The sequence below is a fragment of the Chitinophaga dinghuensis genome (genome assembly GCF_003259435.1).
GTDB classification, from domain to species: Bacteria; Bacteroidota; Bacteroidia; order Chitinophagales; family Chitinophagaceae; genus Chitinophaga; species Chitinophaga dinghuensis.
The window spans coordinates 17668-35111 of sequence record NZ_QLMA01000010.1 but is presented as its reverse complement, the minus strand read 5'-3'; the positions used below and the strand labels follow the sequence as shown (position 1 = coordinate 35111).

General features: G+C 43.6%; 14 protein-coding genes. 8 read left to right on the top strand and 6 right to left on the bottom strand.

Annotated features, from left to right (window positions below):
- The first annotated feature begins 177 nt into the window (after window positions 1–177).
- The 4 genes from CLV59_RS25305 (at window position 178) to CLV59_RS25290 (ending at window position 7282) form a co-directional block, all read left to right on the top strand.
- Window positions 178–1200 carry a FecR family protein gene (locus CLV59_RS25305; protein WP_111594900.1) on the top strand — a complete coding sequence of 341 codons (1023 nt, stop codon included), beginning with the start codon at window positions 178–180 and terminating at the stop codon, window positions 1198–1200.
- Window positions 1201–1225: 25 nt separating this feature from the next.
- Window positions 1226–4786, top strand: coding sequence for a SusC/RagA family TonB-linked outer membrane protein (locus CLV59_RS25300; protein ID WP_111594899.1), 3561 nt, complete (start codon window positions 1226–1228; stop codon window positions 4784–4786).
- Between the two features lie 22 nt (window positions 4787–4808).
- Window positions 4809–6209: a RagB/SusD family nutrient uptake outer membrane protein gene (locus tag CLV59_RS25295; RefSeq protein WP_111594898.1), complete on the top strand. Its 1401-nt coding sequence runs from the start codon at window positions 4809–4811 to the stop codon at window positions 6207–6209.
- Window positions 6210–6316: 107 nt separating this feature from the next.
- Window positions 6317–7282 carry an SRPBCC family protein gene (locus CLV59_RS25290; RefSeq protein WP_111594897.1) on the top strand — a complete coding sequence of 322 codons (966 nt, stop codon included), beginning with the start codon at window positions 6317–6319 and terminating at the stop codon, window positions 7280–7282.
- An 11-nt stretch (window positions 7283–7293) separates the two neighbouring features.
- Here CLV59_RS25290 and CLV59_RS25285 read toward each other — a convergent pair whose 3' ends face one another.
- A complete protein-coding gene (locus CLV59_RS25285) occupies window positions 7294–8028 on the bottom strand; it encodes a hypothetical protein (RefSeq protein WP_111594896.1) in 735 nt (244 codons plus the stop codon).
- Entirely contained in the window at window positions 8006–8842 is an 837-nt protein-coding gene (locus CLV59_RS25280; protein ID WP_111594895.1) for a hypothetical protein, read from the bottom strand. The genes CLV59_RS25285 and CLV59_RS25280 overlap by 23 nt, the downstream gene beginning before the upstream one ends.
- A gap of 231 nt (window positions 8843–9073) precedes the next feature.
- Between CLV59_RS25280 and CLV59_RS25275 the strand changes: the two genes are divergently transcribed.
- On the top strand, window positions 9074–9511 hold the full coding sequence (locus CLV59_RS25275; RefSeq protein ID WP_111594894.1) for a DUF1842 domain-containing protein: 438 nt from the start codon (window positions 9074–9076) through the stop codon (window positions 9509–9511).
- A 96-nt stretch (window positions 9512–9607) separates the two neighbouring features.
- Here the strand turns inward: CLV59_RS25275 and CLV59_RS25270 are convergent, their stop codons facing one another.
- The 4 genes from CLV59_RS25270 to CLV59_RS25255 are packed head-to-tail and all read right to left on the bottom strand — an operon-like array spanning window position 9608 to window position 12292.
- Complete coding sequence (locus tag CLV59_RS25270; protein ID WP_111594893.1) at window positions 9608–10261, bottom strand: response regulator transcription factor; 654 nt, start codon at window positions 10259–10261, stop codon at window positions 9608–9610.
- Window positions 10262–10263: 2 nt separating this feature from the next.
- Entirely contained in the window at window positions 10264–11049 is a 786-nt protein-coding gene (locus CLV59_RS25265) for a sensor histidine kinase (protein WP_170137924.1), read from the bottom strand.
- Window positions 11025–11678 (bottom strand): hypothetical protein, encoded by a 654-nt coding sequence (locus tag CLV59_RS25260; RefSeq protein WP_111594891.1) that lies wholly within the window; start codon window positions 11676–11678, stop codon window positions 11025–11027. The genes CLV59_RS25265 and CLV59_RS25260 overlap by 25 nt, the downstream gene beginning before the upstream one ends.
- Window positions 11675–12292 carry a hypothetical protein gene (locus CLV59_RS25255; RefSeq protein ID WP_111594890.1) on the bottom strand — a complete coding sequence of 206 codons (618 nt, stop codon included), beginning with the start codon at window positions 12290–12292 and terminating at the stop codon, window positions 11675–11677. The genes CLV59_RS25260 and CLV59_RS25255 overlap by 4 nt, the downstream gene beginning before the upstream one ends.
- Before the next feature lie 265 nt (window positions 12293–12557).
- Here CLV59_RS25255 and CLV59_RS28825 point away from each other — a divergent pair, with 265 nt between their 5' ends.
- The 3 genes from CLV59_RS28825 (at window position 12558) to CLV59_RS25245 (ending at window position 17435) form a co-directional block, all read left to right on the top strand.
- Window positions 12558–12965, top strand: a complete 408-nt coding sequence (locus tag CLV59_RS28825; RefSeq protein WP_146616315.1) for a hypothetical protein — start codon at window positions 12558–12560, stop codon at window positions 12963–12965.
- 183 nt (window positions 12966–13148) lie between these two features.
- Entirely contained in the window at window positions 13149–14234 is a 1086-nt protein-coding gene (locus tag CLV59_RS25250; RefSeq protein WP_111594889.1) for an efflux RND transporter periplasmic adaptor subunit, read from the top strand.
- A gap of 27 nt (window positions 14235–14261) precedes the next feature.
- Complete coding sequence (locus CLV59_RS25245; RefSeq protein WP_111594888.1) at window positions 14262–17435, top strand: efflux RND transporter permease subunit; 3174 nt, start codon at window positions 14262–14264, stop codon at window positions 17433–17435.
- The last annotated feature ends 9 nt before the right edge of the window (window positions 17436–17444 follow it).

Below are 17444 nucleotides of genomic sequence, written 5' to 3'. Positions count from 1 at the left end.
ATAAGGATATAAATATGATTGTAAATGTATAAAAACAATTGAGTTAAAAAATCTTTTAAGAAAAATTAAAATAATTAAAAAAAAGTGGGGTGTTTTGCAAAATCCCTGTGTTCTTATTTAAGCGTGGGGGATTTTACTACCTCTGAACGCCCATGAAACACCAACTAAGAAAGGCTATTGGGAAAGGATAACTATACATCATATACGAAAGAGCAGTTCCTGGAAGATGCGTTCTTCCTGGATTGGGTGAGGTATGCAAGGCCAGAGGCAGTGTTGTTTTGGGAACAGTGGCAACAGGAAGGTCCTGCTAATCTGGAAGAGATGCTCGCCGCAAAGTCGGTTGCAGCGGGGATATTCCGGCTGGAGCGGATTTCATCTCCCGAAACTATCAAATCCGCTGTCTGGCATAATATACAGGCGGGGATTGCCACAGCTGGCACACCAACTCGCGTGGTATCCATCCGGAGGCGGATAATGAAATGGGCCGCAGCTATACTGGCGCCAGTGGCTTTGGCCGGAGGATATTATCTCTATGCCAATCGTACCAAACATTTCAGTACAGGTAACGGACAACATATGTTGGTAACATTGCCGGATGCCTCCACTGTGATGCTGAATGCGAATTCAAGTCTGGCTTACGCTAAATGGAATTCAGCGAAACGGGAAGTTTGGATAGAGGGAGAGGCGCTATTTGACGTCAAACCTTCGCGTATTCAGCTGGCAGCGCCATTTACCGTACATGCGGGGAAGTTGAATGTAGAAGTATTAGGAACAGTATTTAATATAAAATCAAGAAGAAACAGAACGGAAGTATATTTGCAAACCGGAAAAGTAAGAGTAACAGATCCGGAGCACCACACATCCATTGTATTGAGTCCTGACGAAAAAGTAAGATACGATATTACCAACTACCAGCTAATGAAAATACCTTCCAGTGGCTTATCCACCACGGCCTGGAAGGAAAATAAAATGGAGCTAGTAAACACCTCCGTGAAGGAGATATTTGAAGCATTGCAAGATCAATATGGTTATGCCATTGTATTGCAGGACTCATCCATTGCCAATAAAACCATACAGGGGACTTTATCGCTTCGCAACATTAACACTGTACTGTTTGAATTGTCGGCGATACTAAATGTAACCATAGATAAGAACAATGACACGCTGACTATTAGGAAAAACGGTCAACGAGGGTATTAACAACTATTACTAAAAACCAAGATCAATGAGGATTTGTACCAGACAAAGCCTAAGGGGCTTGCTGTACCTATGCGTACTGTTACTCTCCTGTACTTTTGCCGGTGCTCAGACGCCAGCCGCAAAAACAGAGCAAACCATCAAAGAAGCATTGGATCAGATTTCCAAAGTTTATGGGACTACTTTTATGTATGATGCCCAATTACTCAAAGGGAAAACAACCAAAGTTTTTGTAAAATCATCTGCCAATGGCACTGTCGAAGAGCTTTTAAAAAATATTCTTTATCCCAGTAAACTAGTTTTCCTGTATACCGACAGGAATCATTATGTAATTGTTCCCAGTGAGCGGAGAAACAATGACGTGAATAACCCTACTGGACATCAGGTAAGTGTTCAAACACAAGCGCCTGCAGGAATGAAAAAGATATCCGGTACCGTTACAGATGAAAATCAGAATCGTTTGCCAGGGGTTTATATCCAGGCAGACGGAGGTAAATATTATGCAGTATCCAATCCGCTGGGTCAGTTTGTAATTAGTGTTCCTGAGACCACCAAAGAGCTTACATTAACATTTACCGGTATGGAGCGTGCTACGCTCTTTACTTCTAACGGCGATGCTCAAAATGTAGTCATGAAGAGTAAAGTGCTGAATGAAGTGGTGGTAACTGGTTACCAGACAATTTCCAGAGAGAGAGCCACCGGTTCATTCTCCACTGTAAAAGCATCGGAGCTGGACAAACGTCGTATCAGCAGCTTGTCACAGGTATTAGAAGGAAACCTGCCAGGAGTATTGACTTATAAAGGAAATATCGTTGTAAGAGGAACTTCTACCTTCAATGCAAATCAGAAACCGTTGTATGTAATCGATGGTTTTCCAGTAGAGAATTCCTATCTCACTAAATATGGCGGCCTTGTAGATGATATGCCAGATATTAATCCGGAAGATATTGAAAGCATTACTGTGCTTAAAGATGCTGCTGCTGCCTCTATCTATGGCGCCAGAGCTGCTAATGGCGTAATTGTTATCACTACCAAGAAAGCCAAAGTAGGCAAAACGCAGGTGACTTTTAGCGCAGATTATGCGGTGACGCCTAAATGGAACCTGGATTATCTCCAAAAAGCCAAATCCAGTGAAATCATTGATGTCATTTCGCAGTATTATGACAATGACCCGGTATTTAAAACCGATCCTTTGAAAGAAGCTACCCGTCTGAGAGAGAACGGACCGCCAAATCCTGCCCTGGATTTATTATTGCAGGTGGCAGAAGGTAAAATTACCCGTGCTCAGGCAGATGAAGGACTGAACAAACTGCGTGGTATGAATGTGTATAACCAGCAGATAATGGATAAACTGATTCGTCCAACTTCCAATCAGCAATTTAACCTGTCTGTAGGTAAGGCTTCGGCGAACAATACTTTTAATTTTTCTTCTACCTTCCGTAACGATCAGGGAAGAGATCTGACCTCCAACAGTAAGTACCTGGGTATTAATATCAGGAATAGCACAGATATCTCCAAATGGCTGAAAGCCGATGTGGGCGTATATCTGAATTATAGCGACAGTAAAGGTCCTGACGGAAACATGGATTATTCAACTGGCTCCAGCTATTTAAATCAACAGTTACCTTTTGAATCAATTTTGGATGAAAACGGTAATGTAACCTTCATGAGATCCACGCTGAGAGCTGTTAATAAGGCTACCTATGATAAATATGGTCTGTTCTCAGTGGAGAGAAATCCTGCACAGGAAGTACGTTATAATCAGCTGTACAGCAAAGGGCTTCAAACCAGAGCCAATGTGAAACTGAATGCCAAGCTGACTAAGTGGCTGAATTATGATGTAATGTTCCAGTACGAACGGAATAATGATAAGTCAGAGCAGATGCTGGACAGAGATTCCCGCTATATGCGTAACCTGTTCAACTCTTTCTCCGCACTGGATGCAAAAGGAAATACCATTTACAAACTGCCTGTTGGTAATGCATTTAACTCTACTTTCTATAATCAACGTTCCTTTACCTTCCGTCAGCAACTGAATTTTAATCATACTTTCAACAGGAAGCATGATGTAGTTGCGTTGGTGGGTTCTGAAACCAGAGAGTCTAAGGTTAATAACGACTATTACAGCGTTTATGGGTATGATCCGTTGACCATGCAATATATGCCGGTGAATGCAAGCGATCTTGCTTTGGGTATGACGGGACTGAACTCTATACGTACTTCGCTGAGTGATCTTACCAAATATTCTGAGCTCATCAATCGCTATGTTTCATTCTATGGAAATGCGGCCTATACTTATAATGACAAGTATATGGTGTCTGGTAGTATGAGATATGATCTCTCCAATCTTTTTGGTACCAATCCAAAGTACCAGTATCGTCCTTTATGGTCAGCAGGAGCGAGTTGGATAGTGAGTAAGGAAGACTTTATGTCCGATATCAAATGGTTGGATATGTTGAAACTCCGTGCATCTTATGGCGTGAATGGTAACGTGGCTAAGACTGCTGGTCCTTTCATGGTGGCATCTTATGGTATAAATATCCTCACTGCCAACCAGAAAGGAGACATTTACACTCCTCCAAATCCTAACCTGAGATGGGAGAAAACGGCTACTACCAATATAGGCGCTGATTTCGCGGTGTTAAATGACAGATTAACGGGTTCCTTGGATTTCTATGTAAGAAATAGTACAGATCTGCTGGCAAATAAAACGATTGATCCTGCCCTTGGTTTCACAAATGCTTATGTGAATAATGGCGCTATGCGTAACAAAGGCGTGGAACTCTCTCTTAGCGGACGTGTATTAACAACCGGTGATTTTACCTGGAATGTAACAGTGAACAATGCTTATAATAAGAATACCGTTACCCGTGTAGATTATAAGCCTGCTATGGCTTCTGAACTGGCTCCTTCTGCCTCTTATCCAGTTATGGGTAACTCCTATTATTCCCTGTACAGTTATACCTGGGTAGGTTTGAGTAATAAAGGGGAACCGATGATTATCGGTTTGGATGGTAAGCCTACAGATAAATATATTACAGATCCAAATGTGGTCAAGAACAGCGGTTCCTATATGCCAGTGTATAATGGCTCACTCATCAATAACTTCAGTTACAAACAATTCCAGTTATCTGTAATGTTTGTATACAATGCTGGTCATGTGGTGAGATATGATGTCCCTTATCTGAATGGCTCATTTCCATTCTACAGTTTCCGTGAAGGATTGGGTAGTGCCTGGAAGAAACCAGGTGACGAACTGGTTACTGATGTTCCAAGACTGGTATTTGACTACGACAACACCGGCAACAGTTATAGAAATGACTACTGGTTGTATAGCAACAGGAATATCATGAGTGCCTCCTATATTAAGGCCAGAAATATCACGTTGTCATATAATCTGCCTAAAAGTATGTTGAAACGAATGAAGGTAGCCGGAGCAAGAATCAGATTCCAGGTAGATAACCTGTTCTACATAGGATTCAATAATCAGGGCATCGATCCGGAAACGGGTGGAATGGCTGGTTCAGCTACAGGACGTAGCCTGCCTATCATGCCTACTTACAATTTTGGCGTAAACCTTTCACTCTAATCATTGGCAGAAAAGATTTTTTATGAAGAAGCTATTACTTTATATCATATTAGGTGGGGCTGTCATGTTGGGAGCTACCAGTTGTGAAAAATACCTGGATATCGTACCAAGAGGCCAGAAAATTCCGCAGACATTTGATGACTTCAAAGCGTTACTGGAGAGCAGCAACGCCCATGTTATGGATTGGTCCAATCAAGCGATCGTGGCGAATGAATGGGGGTACATGTCATTTCAAATCAGCTCCGTTAACCTGACCACGGTTAATTATCTCTGGATGGAATCGCAGGATCGTTTACAATATCTGCAGACAGACAACGGTTATAACTGGTCTTACAAAAGTATTTTCAGTTACAATGTGGTGATCAATCACATCACTACAGCTACAACTGGAAGCGCTACTGATAAAGCTGCATTACTGGCACAAGCAAAAGTATTGAGAGCTGCCCAGTATTTTTACCTGGTAAACAGTTACTGTAAAACCTATGATGCTGCTACTGCCGCTACTGATCCGGGCATATTGATTAATGTCAGTGACGACATGGAGCAGAAGCTGACACAGTCATCCGTGAAAGAGGTATATGATTTCATGATCAATGATCTGAATAATGCATTACCTGCACTTCCTGACATGGGTAATAACCCACTGTTCCCTGGAAAAGGTACTGCCTATGCACTGTTGGCGAGAATTTATATGTTCCAGCGGGATTTTGCCAAAGCAGAAGAAATGACGGATAAAGCGCTTGCTGTTAATAACAAACTGTTCGATTTTGTGCAGTATTACTATGACAACAAAACGCTGGCCGATGCGAATACCCCTTCTATCAATATTCCGAAATATGAGTTCAAGAGTCCTGAAAACTACCTGTTTAATTATGGCGGTATGATGCAGCAATTGCAGGGATTCTATATCAGTGTGGTGAAAGCGCAGGATTCTGTGCAATATGATAAAGGAGATGCGCGTCGTATTGTCAATTTTGCGCGACAAACAGTTGGGGGTGAACTTATCCTTAGCTACCGCCGCTTTGATGATGTGAACGTAGGCGGTATACGTACTCCTGAGATGTATTATTACAAGGCAGAGTGTTTGGCTCGTGCAGGAAAATACAACGAAGCCATGGATGTGCTGAACCAGGTTCGCGTGAAACGTATTATCAAGGAAGCTTATACTCCGGCAACAGCTGCAACCGAAGCGGACGCTATTGCACTGATTCGCAGAGAAATGCGTTGTGAATATCGTGGATATGGCTTGTGGTACCTGGATTACCGCCGCTTTAACAACGATCCGAAATACAAGGCTACCCTGACCAAAACGGAAGGTGGCGCTGTACGCACAATTACACCGGAATCTCATCTCTGGATAATGCCTTTCTCCCAAACGGCTATCGCTTATGGGGAAGGAAGACTTAAACAGAACTCTAAATAATTCTCCTACAAAAGCCGACTATTAGAACCAGCGATGGGTAGTACCGCCAGGTACTACCCATTTTTTTTATTATATTCAGGATATACCTTTGCCTATATTTTCCCCCTATGAATAAAACAGATTTAATCCGCGCGTTAAAAATTGTAGGTATCCCGGTGGCCTTTGCCCTCCTGATGCGATACGTTTTTGGAGTAGATTCCTGGAGTACCCTATATGGTGTTATGACAGTCGCTTTCCTGTTTGGGATTCCTTTTGGCGTAGGTGCGTTGACGGTATATTTGTCAAGTGTAAAAAAAGTAGAGAAATGGCGTTATCGTTTCTTCGCGCCCTGGATTCCTGTTCTCCTATTCTTTTTGGTTACGCTGGCACTTGCTATTGAAGGCTGGGCGTGCTGGCTGATGATTATGCCGGTATTCTTGCTGCTGTCCTCTATTGGAGGGCTGGTCTGCGGTCACTTTAAACTGCGGGACAGTAAAAAGGATGAGCATATTTTTCTATCAGTTATTGTATTATTACCGCTGGTATTTTCTCCACTTGAAAAGTTAATCGAAGTTATTCCTGGTAACTATGAAGCCTATACGTATATCGATATTAAAGCGCCCAAAGCTGCCATCTGGCAGCAGGTAACCCGCGTAAAGGAAATTGATACCAAGCAGGATAAAGGCTGGTTGACGCAATTCCTTGGTTTCCCTCGTCCGCTAAGGGCCGAGTTGAATTATGAAGGCGTTGGCGCTTACCGCGAAGCTATATTCACCGGCGGGTTGATTTTCCACGAAACAGTTACGGAGTATAGTCATCAACATAAAATGACGTTCGATATACGGGCGAATCCTTATGAGATTCCATCTGCCACAATGGATGAACACGTGGTGGTTGGAGGGGATTACTTTGATGTATTAAATGGAGTATATGAATTAGAACAACTGGATGCAAACACTTGCAGATTGCATCTCACGAGTCATTTTAAATTATCTACCACATTTAATTTTTATGCCAGTTGGTGGGCACGCTGGATTATGAAGGATATCCAGAATAATATATTGCAGGTAATAAAGCGGCGTGCGGAACATTAACGAGGCGAGTACTAAAGCCTCCCTAGCCAGGCTGCATTATAAATGATATGATTCCTTTGTCCTGGAGATAGAAAATATTCATATTCAGCGAGCAGATTTTTGCCCTCATATAATTCTTTCTCTTCCTTAATATTGGTTTTCCGGTCAATAATTATCAATTCCGGTGCGATGCCTAACCGATCATAGGCTGTGAGCTTGTGATGACCATCCAATACAAACATTGGATCAGTGAAGAGTCGTACTCCTGTCGGTCCATCGGGATCAAATTGAGTAGCCTTAAATACAAGCGCTTTCGGTCGGCCTCCCTGGCTGATGAGCTGTTCATACCAATGAATCCTTTCCTGATCAAGGGTTTCACGATCCTGGGTGAACATCAGATGATCGTCCTCGTAGGGATAGTAATTATAAAGATGTAAGTCGTTGTAGTATACACCCTGGGGATGTTGATCCGGGAAAAACGTTCCGTCATTGGGGTTCATCGATATTTTATATGTACCGGAACGGAATAATTGCAGAAAGTCTTTTAATCCATTCAAAATTTCATCATTGGTACCATCTATCAAATTATTGGTCAATTGTTGTGGAATTGACCGGCTATGCGGCGTGCATTTGTAATAACGACCAATGCTGCCACTAAGGTCATCCCAGTCGAGCGCCACTGGGCGCTTGATTTTAAGACAGATCACAGATCCGTCAAATATAATGTCAATGATTCCTTTACCGTTACTGATTTGTATTTCCATCATATCGGGACCTAAGGTTTTTTAAATAATCAACTTCTTCTTTTATCTCTTCTTCAGACATCCTTAGATGTTCTCCATCAATACCAGACATGCGTAATGTCTTAATGTAACCATAATCTCCCATTTCAAAGGTATAACCTGGCCAGTTGTCGTTGGTCTGTTCCCAGGCTCCGAGGTCGCTGTTACTAAATAAAATATGCTTTCGTTCAGTATCTATGATAATACAATCCCTAACATCCTGTTCCAAAGGAAGTGCGATGGCTGGTCTTTGCCTGAGTAAGTCAATACTATCTGTACCGTTATATAGAATCCCTCTAGGCGTAGTAATTCTGGTAGCGGTAACAAAATAGCCTGATTCAGATTTAATAAGGACCAATAGGCGGTTGTATTTGTCTAGCATCTCATCGGCTACAATAAACTCTTTCGAGAAACGGTGAAGTTCACCGAAGGATTGCTGAGAAATATAATCTACTCCCAAAATCTTTTCGCCATCATACATTCTGTTCTTAAGCAACTGTATTCCCCATTGGGGCCATTTCTCCGATAATTGTAGCACGTAACACTCCATCACGGAAGTATTATGTGGATATTCATCATACCAGAAGTAAAGTTGCCTTAACCTGATATCCAAAATGACACATCCCTCCATCCAGTTGTAAGACATCAACTCCTCATGTTTCTCACAACTCATTACAAAGTCAATGAACGCATTTTCACCCTTGTACATATCTCCGGTCATAAGATTCACATGCCAATGGTTGTAATAGATATGTAGTTCTTCTCCGTCCTTGATTACATAATTTACTCTGTGTCCCATAATTTTACTATCGTTATTGTGTCCCCGTTTTTGATTTCATAGTCGAGGATACTCTCCATTAATCTTACTTTGAAAGTAATGTATGTAAAATAAAACCAATACAACTTACATTCCACCCTCCTTGCAAGTTATTTTTCGGGTAACGAAAAGCCGATTTCAGCTGTAAGTCCCTCCCCACTACCTACGAACTTTGCTATTGTAAATTGATTCTTTCACTTTCAAATATCCCAAATGAGTAACAATGTTTCCAAGACAGGACTTTTCGTGGTACAATTCCAGATCGGGACTGGAAATCCTGGTGGACAAGAACTGCATTTATCCCTCACCGTTAATACGGTTACCCGCCAGATCAGTGGTATGGGCACTATCGCGCAAGCCATCAATCCGCCACTGGATATCCAGACTTATGTAAAAGGGAACTATTTCCTGCTGCCTATTCTGCCACCCGCTACTTACCCCATCAATCTGAATCTAACCGGTGTACCTTTCCTGGTTAATCCTTTGAGTAATGTGGCGGTTCATCCTAATACAGAAATTTATCTGAATGTCTCTGAACGTTGGGAGACTGGCATATGCACTTATAAGTATGAAATAAATGGTCATTGGCAGACAGTTTCAAACGTTCCGGTAAAAATCGTTCAGACAGAAGTCCTCACCCCGGCGCTTTGATTCCATGTTTGTCCCTTCTGATATTAACCTATACACCTAACTATCCCTTTCGTTGTTCTGAAACCCCGGGGCTGATGTACATCAGCCCCGAATTTATCAGGGTATATAAAATGCGTGTTTAATAGCATAGATGACCAAACCTGTTCTGGATTTGATGTCCAACTTTTCGAAAAGGGCTTGCCGATAGTTATCAATAGTGTGGGGACTGAGGTTCATTTCGACTGCCATCTCCTTATAAGTCATTTCAGAACAACAGAGTTGCAGAAAGCGTATCTCATTTTCACTTAGATGAGATGTACTAGTACTGCTATCTGATTTTCCCTGTAGGCTATGCAACATTTTTCCAGATACAACCTCATTCAGGTAAAAGCCTTGTTCATAAATACTTTGAATGGCATTAACTACCTCGCCTATACGAGATTCCTTCAGTAAATATCCGCCAGCGCCGCTTTTCAACATTTTGATAATGGGCATATCCTCTTCAAATGTGCTCAGGGCCAGAATATGTATCGCGGGGTGATGTTGACGCAGCCATTGGACCGTCTGATAACCATCCATCACAGGCATGCTGATATCCAGCAGGATTACATTTGGGAGCGGCCCGTTCTTCAGATGTTGCTGCATTTCCTGGCCATTGCCCGCTTCGAAAAGAAATTTTATGCTATTGTATTCTGATAGAAGACTAATCAACCCCTGACGAAATAAGGTATGATCATCTACAATTCCTATACTGATAGTGCTGTTCTGCATGATTAAATACTTAAAGTAATGGTAACGGCAGTGCCTTGTCCGGGTGCTGAGGTGATATCCGCCACACCGCCAATCATAGCGGCACGACGGAAAATACCCGACAATCCCATACCTGTTTTTTGCGCCAGCGCCGTGTTTACATCGAACCCGACGCCATTATCTAGTAATGATAACCGGAGTTGGCCTTGTTCGTAAGATTGTTCCACCGTAATAATAGTGGCTTGTGCATGACGTATCATATTATGCAGCGCTTCCTGGAAAATGCGGAAAATGATCAGCTCTTGTTCCGGCATAGAAGGCATAGCGGCCAGGTTGCCTTTATAAATGATTCTATGCCGACCCGCCTTCTCCAGCCACTCCAGTTCAAATGCAATGGCATGTGGCAACCCTTTGCTGATCAATTCCTCGCCATGCATTAGTCTTGATAATGCACGTATTTCCTGTATAGACCTGCGTACCAGGCTATCGACGGCATTGATTTTTCCTTCGGCTTTTTTCCGGTCGTCGAGGTCTATGGCGCTAAGCGTGATAACTACGAGTCCGAGTAACTGGTTGATATTATCATGCAGATCATTGCCAATTGTTTTGAGTGTTTGTTCCTGCACTTCCATCTGGGATTGGAGAAGTTCATGCCGGAAGGTTTGTTGTAAGTGTTCTTTCTCTTCTATATGCCGTCTTTTCCGGTTGTTGTAGGTAGACACGTACACAAGCAGAAAGCCTGGGGCAATCAGGAAAAGGACGCTGACCCAGGCGATAAGCGGCATTATTTCAGTTGACGATACCGACATATGCATGCGTATGCCCAGCTGCCATAAAGGATTACATTCAGCACCTTAAAGATGATATATCTGACAGAATATTGGATACTGTCTGATGCCGGCGCCTGCAGCAGGTAAGTGAAAAAAATATAGGTGACCACGCCGCCGAAATAAAACATTAATACCCCGCTCACCCACCAGAAAGGACCATGACCTCCCAGTCGGATATACTGCTCACTTCTAAGTACCAGGTAAAAGTAATACAGCGCTGCCAGTACAAATATGACAGACATAAGAACAACGACTTGCCTGGAATAGCGCTCCCAGTTATTACTGATGGATTCTGTAAGATATAACCCCGTAAATAACGTCAGCCACGCATATAGCCAGGTTCTCTTCAATCCAAAATTTCTCAATTGATGAAACAGAAAGCTGCTTACAAATATGCATTCTATGGGCAGATACAGATTATATAAGGGCGCATTAGTGACATGCCAGGTTGTTCGTATATATATGCCCGTAGTTTCTACCAGGCAAACGATGAGCAGGTAAGCAGGGAACCATTTCCAGAGGGGATCTTTATCTGTCCGCAGACAGAAGAACGCAATACAGAAACAGCTCCATTCGGCTACGGTGCTAACAGTAAGATAGCTCATCATGATTTTCTCGTAGGGAGTGGTACCGACTTGTCATCCAGTAAAAGGGCGCCTTTATCCAGGCAGTTGCTGGGAGGAGGACACATTTCTCCATTGTTTTCATAGGCCGCTGCATCAATGAGAAAACCTTTACCATTACGAACGCCGCCACCTTCCGGTGTGAAATCCATATGTACGCCCAGGGTATCGAAAGTAGAAATAATGACCATGGTATTACGCCCCCAGAAAGTGGAATCCGGATTCTTTTCTTGTGAGCCTGCCGGAAGATTGGGATAAGTTTCATCATAGGAGGCGAAGTAGAACCGGATACCGCCTGTTTCATCAGGTACCTGGTTGAGCAACTGTTGCAAACGCCATGCAGGGAACCAGATGTAGCGCGGGTTGCGTACATATACGGAATCGCCCTGGTGGTATTTCTTCACGAAGCCGGCGCGGTCGGCATAGTTGTTTACATACTTACGGGCTTGGGCATACGAAAGCATGTAACTACCGCCTTCATTAGGTTTGATGGGTTGCTTGCCAGAGTTCCCACCGAAGTAATAGCCAAGAGATCCGGCAATGAGGGCAATGGCCAGTCCGGCAATAATGTTGCGAAATGATTGGGATTGGGAGTTCATAAAAAAAGGGATTGTGCTTTTAATTGGTTATGGGTCTACATTCGAGTTAGCAAGGTATAGTGTGCCAGGTAAAGGGATATCCTGTATTCAAATGCTGCAGTTCAGTCGCATCTCTCTAAAGATACAAAAAACAATCATATTGATAATTGTTGGAATTATACAATAAAGTGTTAATAAAATCGTTGATACCCAACATCTAATATTAAAGGAATTTTAATACCCGGTTAGGTATACTTATAGATTTAGATATTATTTTTGAGCCCTGATGATGAGAATAATACTACGATACGTTCTGTCGCTGTGTTTTCTTTTCCTGGTAGGTTACCATCATGCGCATGAAAGCGGCGTTGATAAGCCTACCTTCAGGATATCCCGGGCCACTTTACAGTCAGAATCAGATGTTGTAAAAAACAATCTCGCACTGCTGGGTAAAGTGCCACTATCCAGAAAAGGAGCACTCCGCGACAAGATTAAGGCTACGGAAGTGGAAGATGACGGCGATTCAATATTCGCCAGGAAACAACTGGAAACTGGATCAGTACTCATTTCCTGCTTTTACGCGCTTGAATGGGCGTGCGGTCCACCATGTCTTTTGAATGAGAGATTTTTCTCTACTACGCCATCCTATGGGTCCATTGATAGATGTATCCTCCACCATGTCTTCAGAGTCTGATACTCCTCCGTTTTAGCTGCGAATAGGCCACTATCCGGCTATTCCAGTACCCGTTTACCCATATTCACTGTTACTTATTAGCTATATCCGTCTGCCTGCATAGCAACAGCTATGAGGTCAGGGAAGTCATGTGTCTATCAAAAAGCGTTGCATTAGCCAACCCGCATTAATCATAATTACTTTATGAAAAGAATCATCATGCTTATGGGCTTGTATGCCGTTGTGTGCCATACAGGCTGTACCTCCTCCAAAGGAGAAGAAAAAGAGGAAACTACCAAGTTCTTAGTAACCAGTCCACTGAAAATGGATACCGTTATCACTAAAGAGTACGTATGCCAGATCCGCTCCATCCGCAATATTGAACTGCGGGCACAAGAAAAAGGTTACCTGGAAGGCGTTGCCGTAGATGAAGGCCAGGCTGTAAAAGCAGGACAACTCCTCTTTAAAATCATGCCCCGCCTCTATGAAGCAGAACTGCAAAAGGCAGAAGCAGAAACAAAAGCGGCAGAAATTGAAATGCAGAATACAAAAGTGCTGGCCGACAAAAACGTCGTTTCTGCCAATGAACTGGCCCTTGCCAATGCCAAACTACAGAAAGCAAAAGCCGAACAGTCCCTCGCAAAAGTGCACCTGGCCTTCACCGATATCAGAGCGCCTTTCGATGGTATCATCGATCGCCTCCGCCTGAAACAAGGTAGCCTCGTCGGTGATGGAGACCTGCTCACCACTCTTTCCGATAACAGCCATATGTGGGTCTACTTTAATGTGTCTGAGCCGGAATACCTCGACTATAAAGAAAACCTGAAATCAAAAGATCCACTGAAAGTAAATCTCCTGATGGCCAATAAACAGGTATTCGCCTATCCTGGCGTTGTAGAAACTATCGAAGGAGAATTCAATAATGAAACCGGAAACATTGCATTCAGAGCCAACTTCCCTAACCCGGATAAACTGCTCCGTCATGGCGAAACCGGAAGCATCCTGATGCCTGTGCATATGAAAGGCGCCCTCATCATTCCGCAGAAAGCCACCATGGAAGTGATGGACAAAAAATATGTTTTCGTGGTAGGTAAAGATAACGTAGTTACCATGAAACCAGTAACCATCAGCGCGGAAATGACCGACCTGTACGTGATAAAAGATGGCCTGAATGAAAACGATAAAATTTTGCTGGAAGGCTTACGTAAAGTGAAAGACAAAGACAAAATCACCTTTGATTTTGAAGACCCTAAACAGGTTATCGCTCACTTAAAGTTACCAACGGAATAATGTAACCATCCAAAAAAGCAAAAAGAAATGTTTAATATTTTCATGAAGCGGCCAGTCTTTGCGATAGTGATATCTCTTGTCATTATCTTCATGGGCTTCCTGGCCATTAATACCCTTCCCACTTCACAGTTCCCGTCTATCGCCCCTCCGAGGGTGATTGTGAGTGTGGCTTATCCGGGCGCCAGTGCCGATGTACTGGTGAAATCCGTTTTGATACCACTGGAGAAAGCTGTAAACGGCGTGCCCGGTATGAAGTATATGACCTCCGATGCTACCAGTGCAGGCGAGGCCAATATCCAGGTAGTATTCGATCTGGGAACAGATCCCAACCAGGCAGTGGTAAACGTAAAAAACCGTATCGAGCAGGTGACCAACAGATTGCCTGAGCTGGTACAACGTGAAGGGATTGTAGTAAACATCCTGCAACCCAACATGCTGATGTATGTGAACGTTTACAGTAAAGACGCACATGCCGACGAGAATTTCCTTTACAACTACGCTAACGTAAATATCTTACGAGAACTGAGCAGGGTAAAGGGAATTGGGAACGCCCAGATTTTAGGTAGCCGCCAATATGCAATGCGTATCTGGCTGAAACCAGACAGAATGCGGGCTTACAATGTTTCTACAGATGAAGTGATGGAAGCCCTCGGCAGCCAGAGCGTAATCGGGTCTCCCGGTCGTCTGGGCCGAAGCGATGGCAAACGCTCCGAAGCGCTGGAATATGTACTCACCTACCAAGGCCGTTATAATCAGCCGGAACAATACAAAGATGTAATTATCCGCGCCAATCCAAACGGTGAACTCCTCCACCTGAAAGATATCGCAGATGTGGAACTGGGTAGCGAATTTTATGACATCTACTCCAACCTGAACGGACACCCTTCTGCGGCAATCGTATTGAAACAAACCTATGGCAGTAACGCCAACGATGTTATCAAGGAAGTAAAAGCCAAACTGGATGAAATGAAAAAGGACTTTCCTCCAGGCATGGACTATGAAATCAGCTATGATGTATCCAGCTTCCTGGACGCATCTATTGAAAAAGTAATACACACTCTCTGCGAAGCCTTTGTACTCGTAGCTATTGTGGTATTCATATTTCTTGGCGACTGGCGGTCTACCCTCATTCCAACACTGGCTGTTCCGGTGTCGCTGGTCGGCGCCTTCTTCTTCATGCAAGTGTTCGGCCTCACCATTAACCTGATTACTTTATTTGCCCTGGTACTGGCGATCGGTATTGTGGTGGATAATGCCATTGTGGTGATTGAAGCAGTCCATGCTAAAATGGAAGAAGAACATCTTTCTCCATATGCAGCCACCAAAGTAGTGTTACACGAAATCAGCGGTGCAATCGTTGCCATCACTTTCGTTATGACTGCGGTATTCATCCCGGTAGCATTCATGTCTGGTCCTGTAGGTATCTTCTACCGACAGTTTTCCATTACCATGGCTACTTCTATCGTATTGTCAGGTATTGTCGCACTCACGTTGACGCCTGTACTCTGTGCCATCTTGCTGAAAAACACGCATGGCCAGCCTAAGAAGAAAACGCCGGTGAAAATATTCCTGGATGCTTTCAACAGAGGCTTTGAGAAACTAACGGGAAGGTATACACGCCTGATGGAGAAAATTATAGACCGCAGAGTAATCACTTTCGGTATACTGATCGTATTTGGTATCAGCATTTTCGGCCTGGGTAAAACGCTGCCTTCCGGCTTTATCCCCAGCGAAGATCAGGGGATGATCTATGCAATTATCCAGACTCCTCCCGGCTCAACCCTGGAACGTACCAACGATATGGCCAGGAAAGTACAGGATATCGCAGAACATGTAGATGGTATACAGTCAGTATCCGCACTGGCGGGTTACGAAGTATTGACAGAAGGCCGTGGGTCCAATGCCGGTACATGTATCATCAACCTGAAAAACTGGTCAGAACGTAAACATAACGTAAACCAGATCATTGCCGAACTGGAAGAGAAATGTAAAGATATTCCAGGCGCAACGATCGAATTCTTCGGCCCACCAGCCGTGCCTGGATATGGCGCTGCCGGCGGTTTTGCACTACGACTCCTCGATAAAACCAATAGCGACGACTATAAAGAAATGGAGAAAGTAAACGATGATTTCATGGCGGCTCTCAGAAAGCGCAAGGAATTATCCGGACTCTTCACCTTCTATAGTGCCAATTATCCGCAGTATGAATTACAGATAGATAACCAGGCCGCCATGCAGAAAGGGGTATCTATTGGCAAAGCCATGGATAACCTTTCCATCCTCATCGGAAGTACCTATGAGCTTGGGTTTATCCGCTTTGGAAACTTCCTGAAAGTATATGTACAGGCTGCTCCTGAATACAGAAGATTACCAGATGATCTGATGAACCTGTATGTGAAAAATAACCGGGATGAAATGGTGCCGTATTCTGCTTTCATGAGTATTAAAAAATCACATGGGCTGAATGAAATCACCAGGTATAATATGTACAATTCTTCTGCAATCAGAGGTGAACCAGCAGCAGGCTATAGCAGCGGTGAGGCGATTAAAGTCATCCAGGAAGTAGCCGCCAAAACATTGCCTAATGGCTATGGCATCGACTGGGAAGGACTTTCTAAGGATGAATCTGGTCGCGGTAATGAAGCGTTATACATCTTCCTGATCGTATTGTTCTTTGTATACCTGATCCTGGCCGCACAATATGAAAGTTTCGTACTGCCGTTGGCGGTAGTGCTTTCACTCCCTGCCGGCGTATTCGGTTCATTCCTGTTGTTAAAAGTGATGGGGCTGTCGAATGATATCTATGCACAGGTGGGATTGATTATGCTGGTCGGACTGTTGGGCAAAAATGCGGTATTGATCGTTGAATTTGCCGCACAGAAACATCGTTCAGGCGTTCCCGTATTAGAGGCTGCATTGGAAGGCGCTAAAACCAGGTTCCGCCCGATTCTCATGACGTCGCTGGCGTTCATTGCCGGATTGATTCCGCTGGTATTTGCTACAGGTCCCGGCGCTATCGGCAACCATACTATTGGCGCCGCTTCTCTGGGAGGTATGTTGATGGGAACCATTTTCGGGGTAATCCTGATTCCCGGCCTGTATTTCATCTTCGGAACAATCGCTGCCAAACGTAAGCTGATTAAAGATGAAGATGAGAAACCGCTGACAGAAAGGAAGATCCTAATTATTGAAGAACAATAACTGATTGTG

Coding starts and splice junctions, on each gene's coding strand:
- CLV59_RS25300 (WP_111594899.1), top strand. CDS start 1,226: ATGAGGATTTGTACCAGACAAAGCCTAAGGGGCTTGCTGTACCTATGC.
- CLV59_RS25295 (WP_111594898.1), top strand. CDS start 4,809: ATGAAGAAGCTATTACTTTATATCATATTAGGTGGGGCTGTCATGTTG.
- CLV59_RS25290 (WP_111594897.1), top strand. CDS start 6,317: ATGAATAAAACAGATTTAATCCGCGCGTTAAAAATTGTAGGTATCCCG.
- CLV59_RS25285 (WP_111594896.1), bottom strand. CDS start 8,028: ATGATGGAAATACAAATCAGTAACGGTAAAGGAATCATTGACATTATA.
- CLV59_RS25280 (WP_111594895.1), bottom strand. CDS start 8,842: ATGGGACACAGAGTAAATTATGTAATCAAGGACGGAGAAGAACTACAT.
- CLV59_RS25275 (WP_111594894.1), top strand. CDS start 9,074: ATGAGTAACAATGTTTCCAAGACAGGACTTTTCGTGGTACAATTCCAG.
- CLV59_RS25270 (WP_111594893.1), bottom strand. CDS start 10,261: ATGCAGAACAGCACTATCAGTATAGGAATTGTAGATGATCATACCTTA.
- CLV59_RS25265 (WP_170137924.1), bottom strand. CDS start 11,049: ATGTCGGTATCGTCAACTGAAATAATGCCGCTTATCGCCTGGGTCAGC.
- CLV59_RS25260 (WP_111594891.1), bottom strand. CDS start 11,678: ATGATGAGCTATCTTACTGTTAGCACCGTAGCCGAATGGAGCTGTTTC.
- CLV59_RS25255 (WP_111594890.1), bottom strand. CDS start 12,292: ATGAACTCCCAATCCCAATCATTTCGCAACATTATTGCCGGACTGGCC.
- CLV59_RS28825 (WP_146616315.1), top strand. CDS start 12,558: ATGATGAGAATAATACTACGATACGTTCTGTCGCTGTGTTTTCTTTTC.
- CLV59_RS25250 (WP_111594889.1), top strand. CDS start 13,149: ATGAAAAGAATCATCATGCTTATGGGCTTGTATGCCGTTGTGTGCCAT.
- CLV59_RS25245 (WP_111594888.1), top strand. CDS start 14,262: ATGTTTAATATTTTCATGAAGCGGCCAGTCTTTGCGATAGTGATATCT.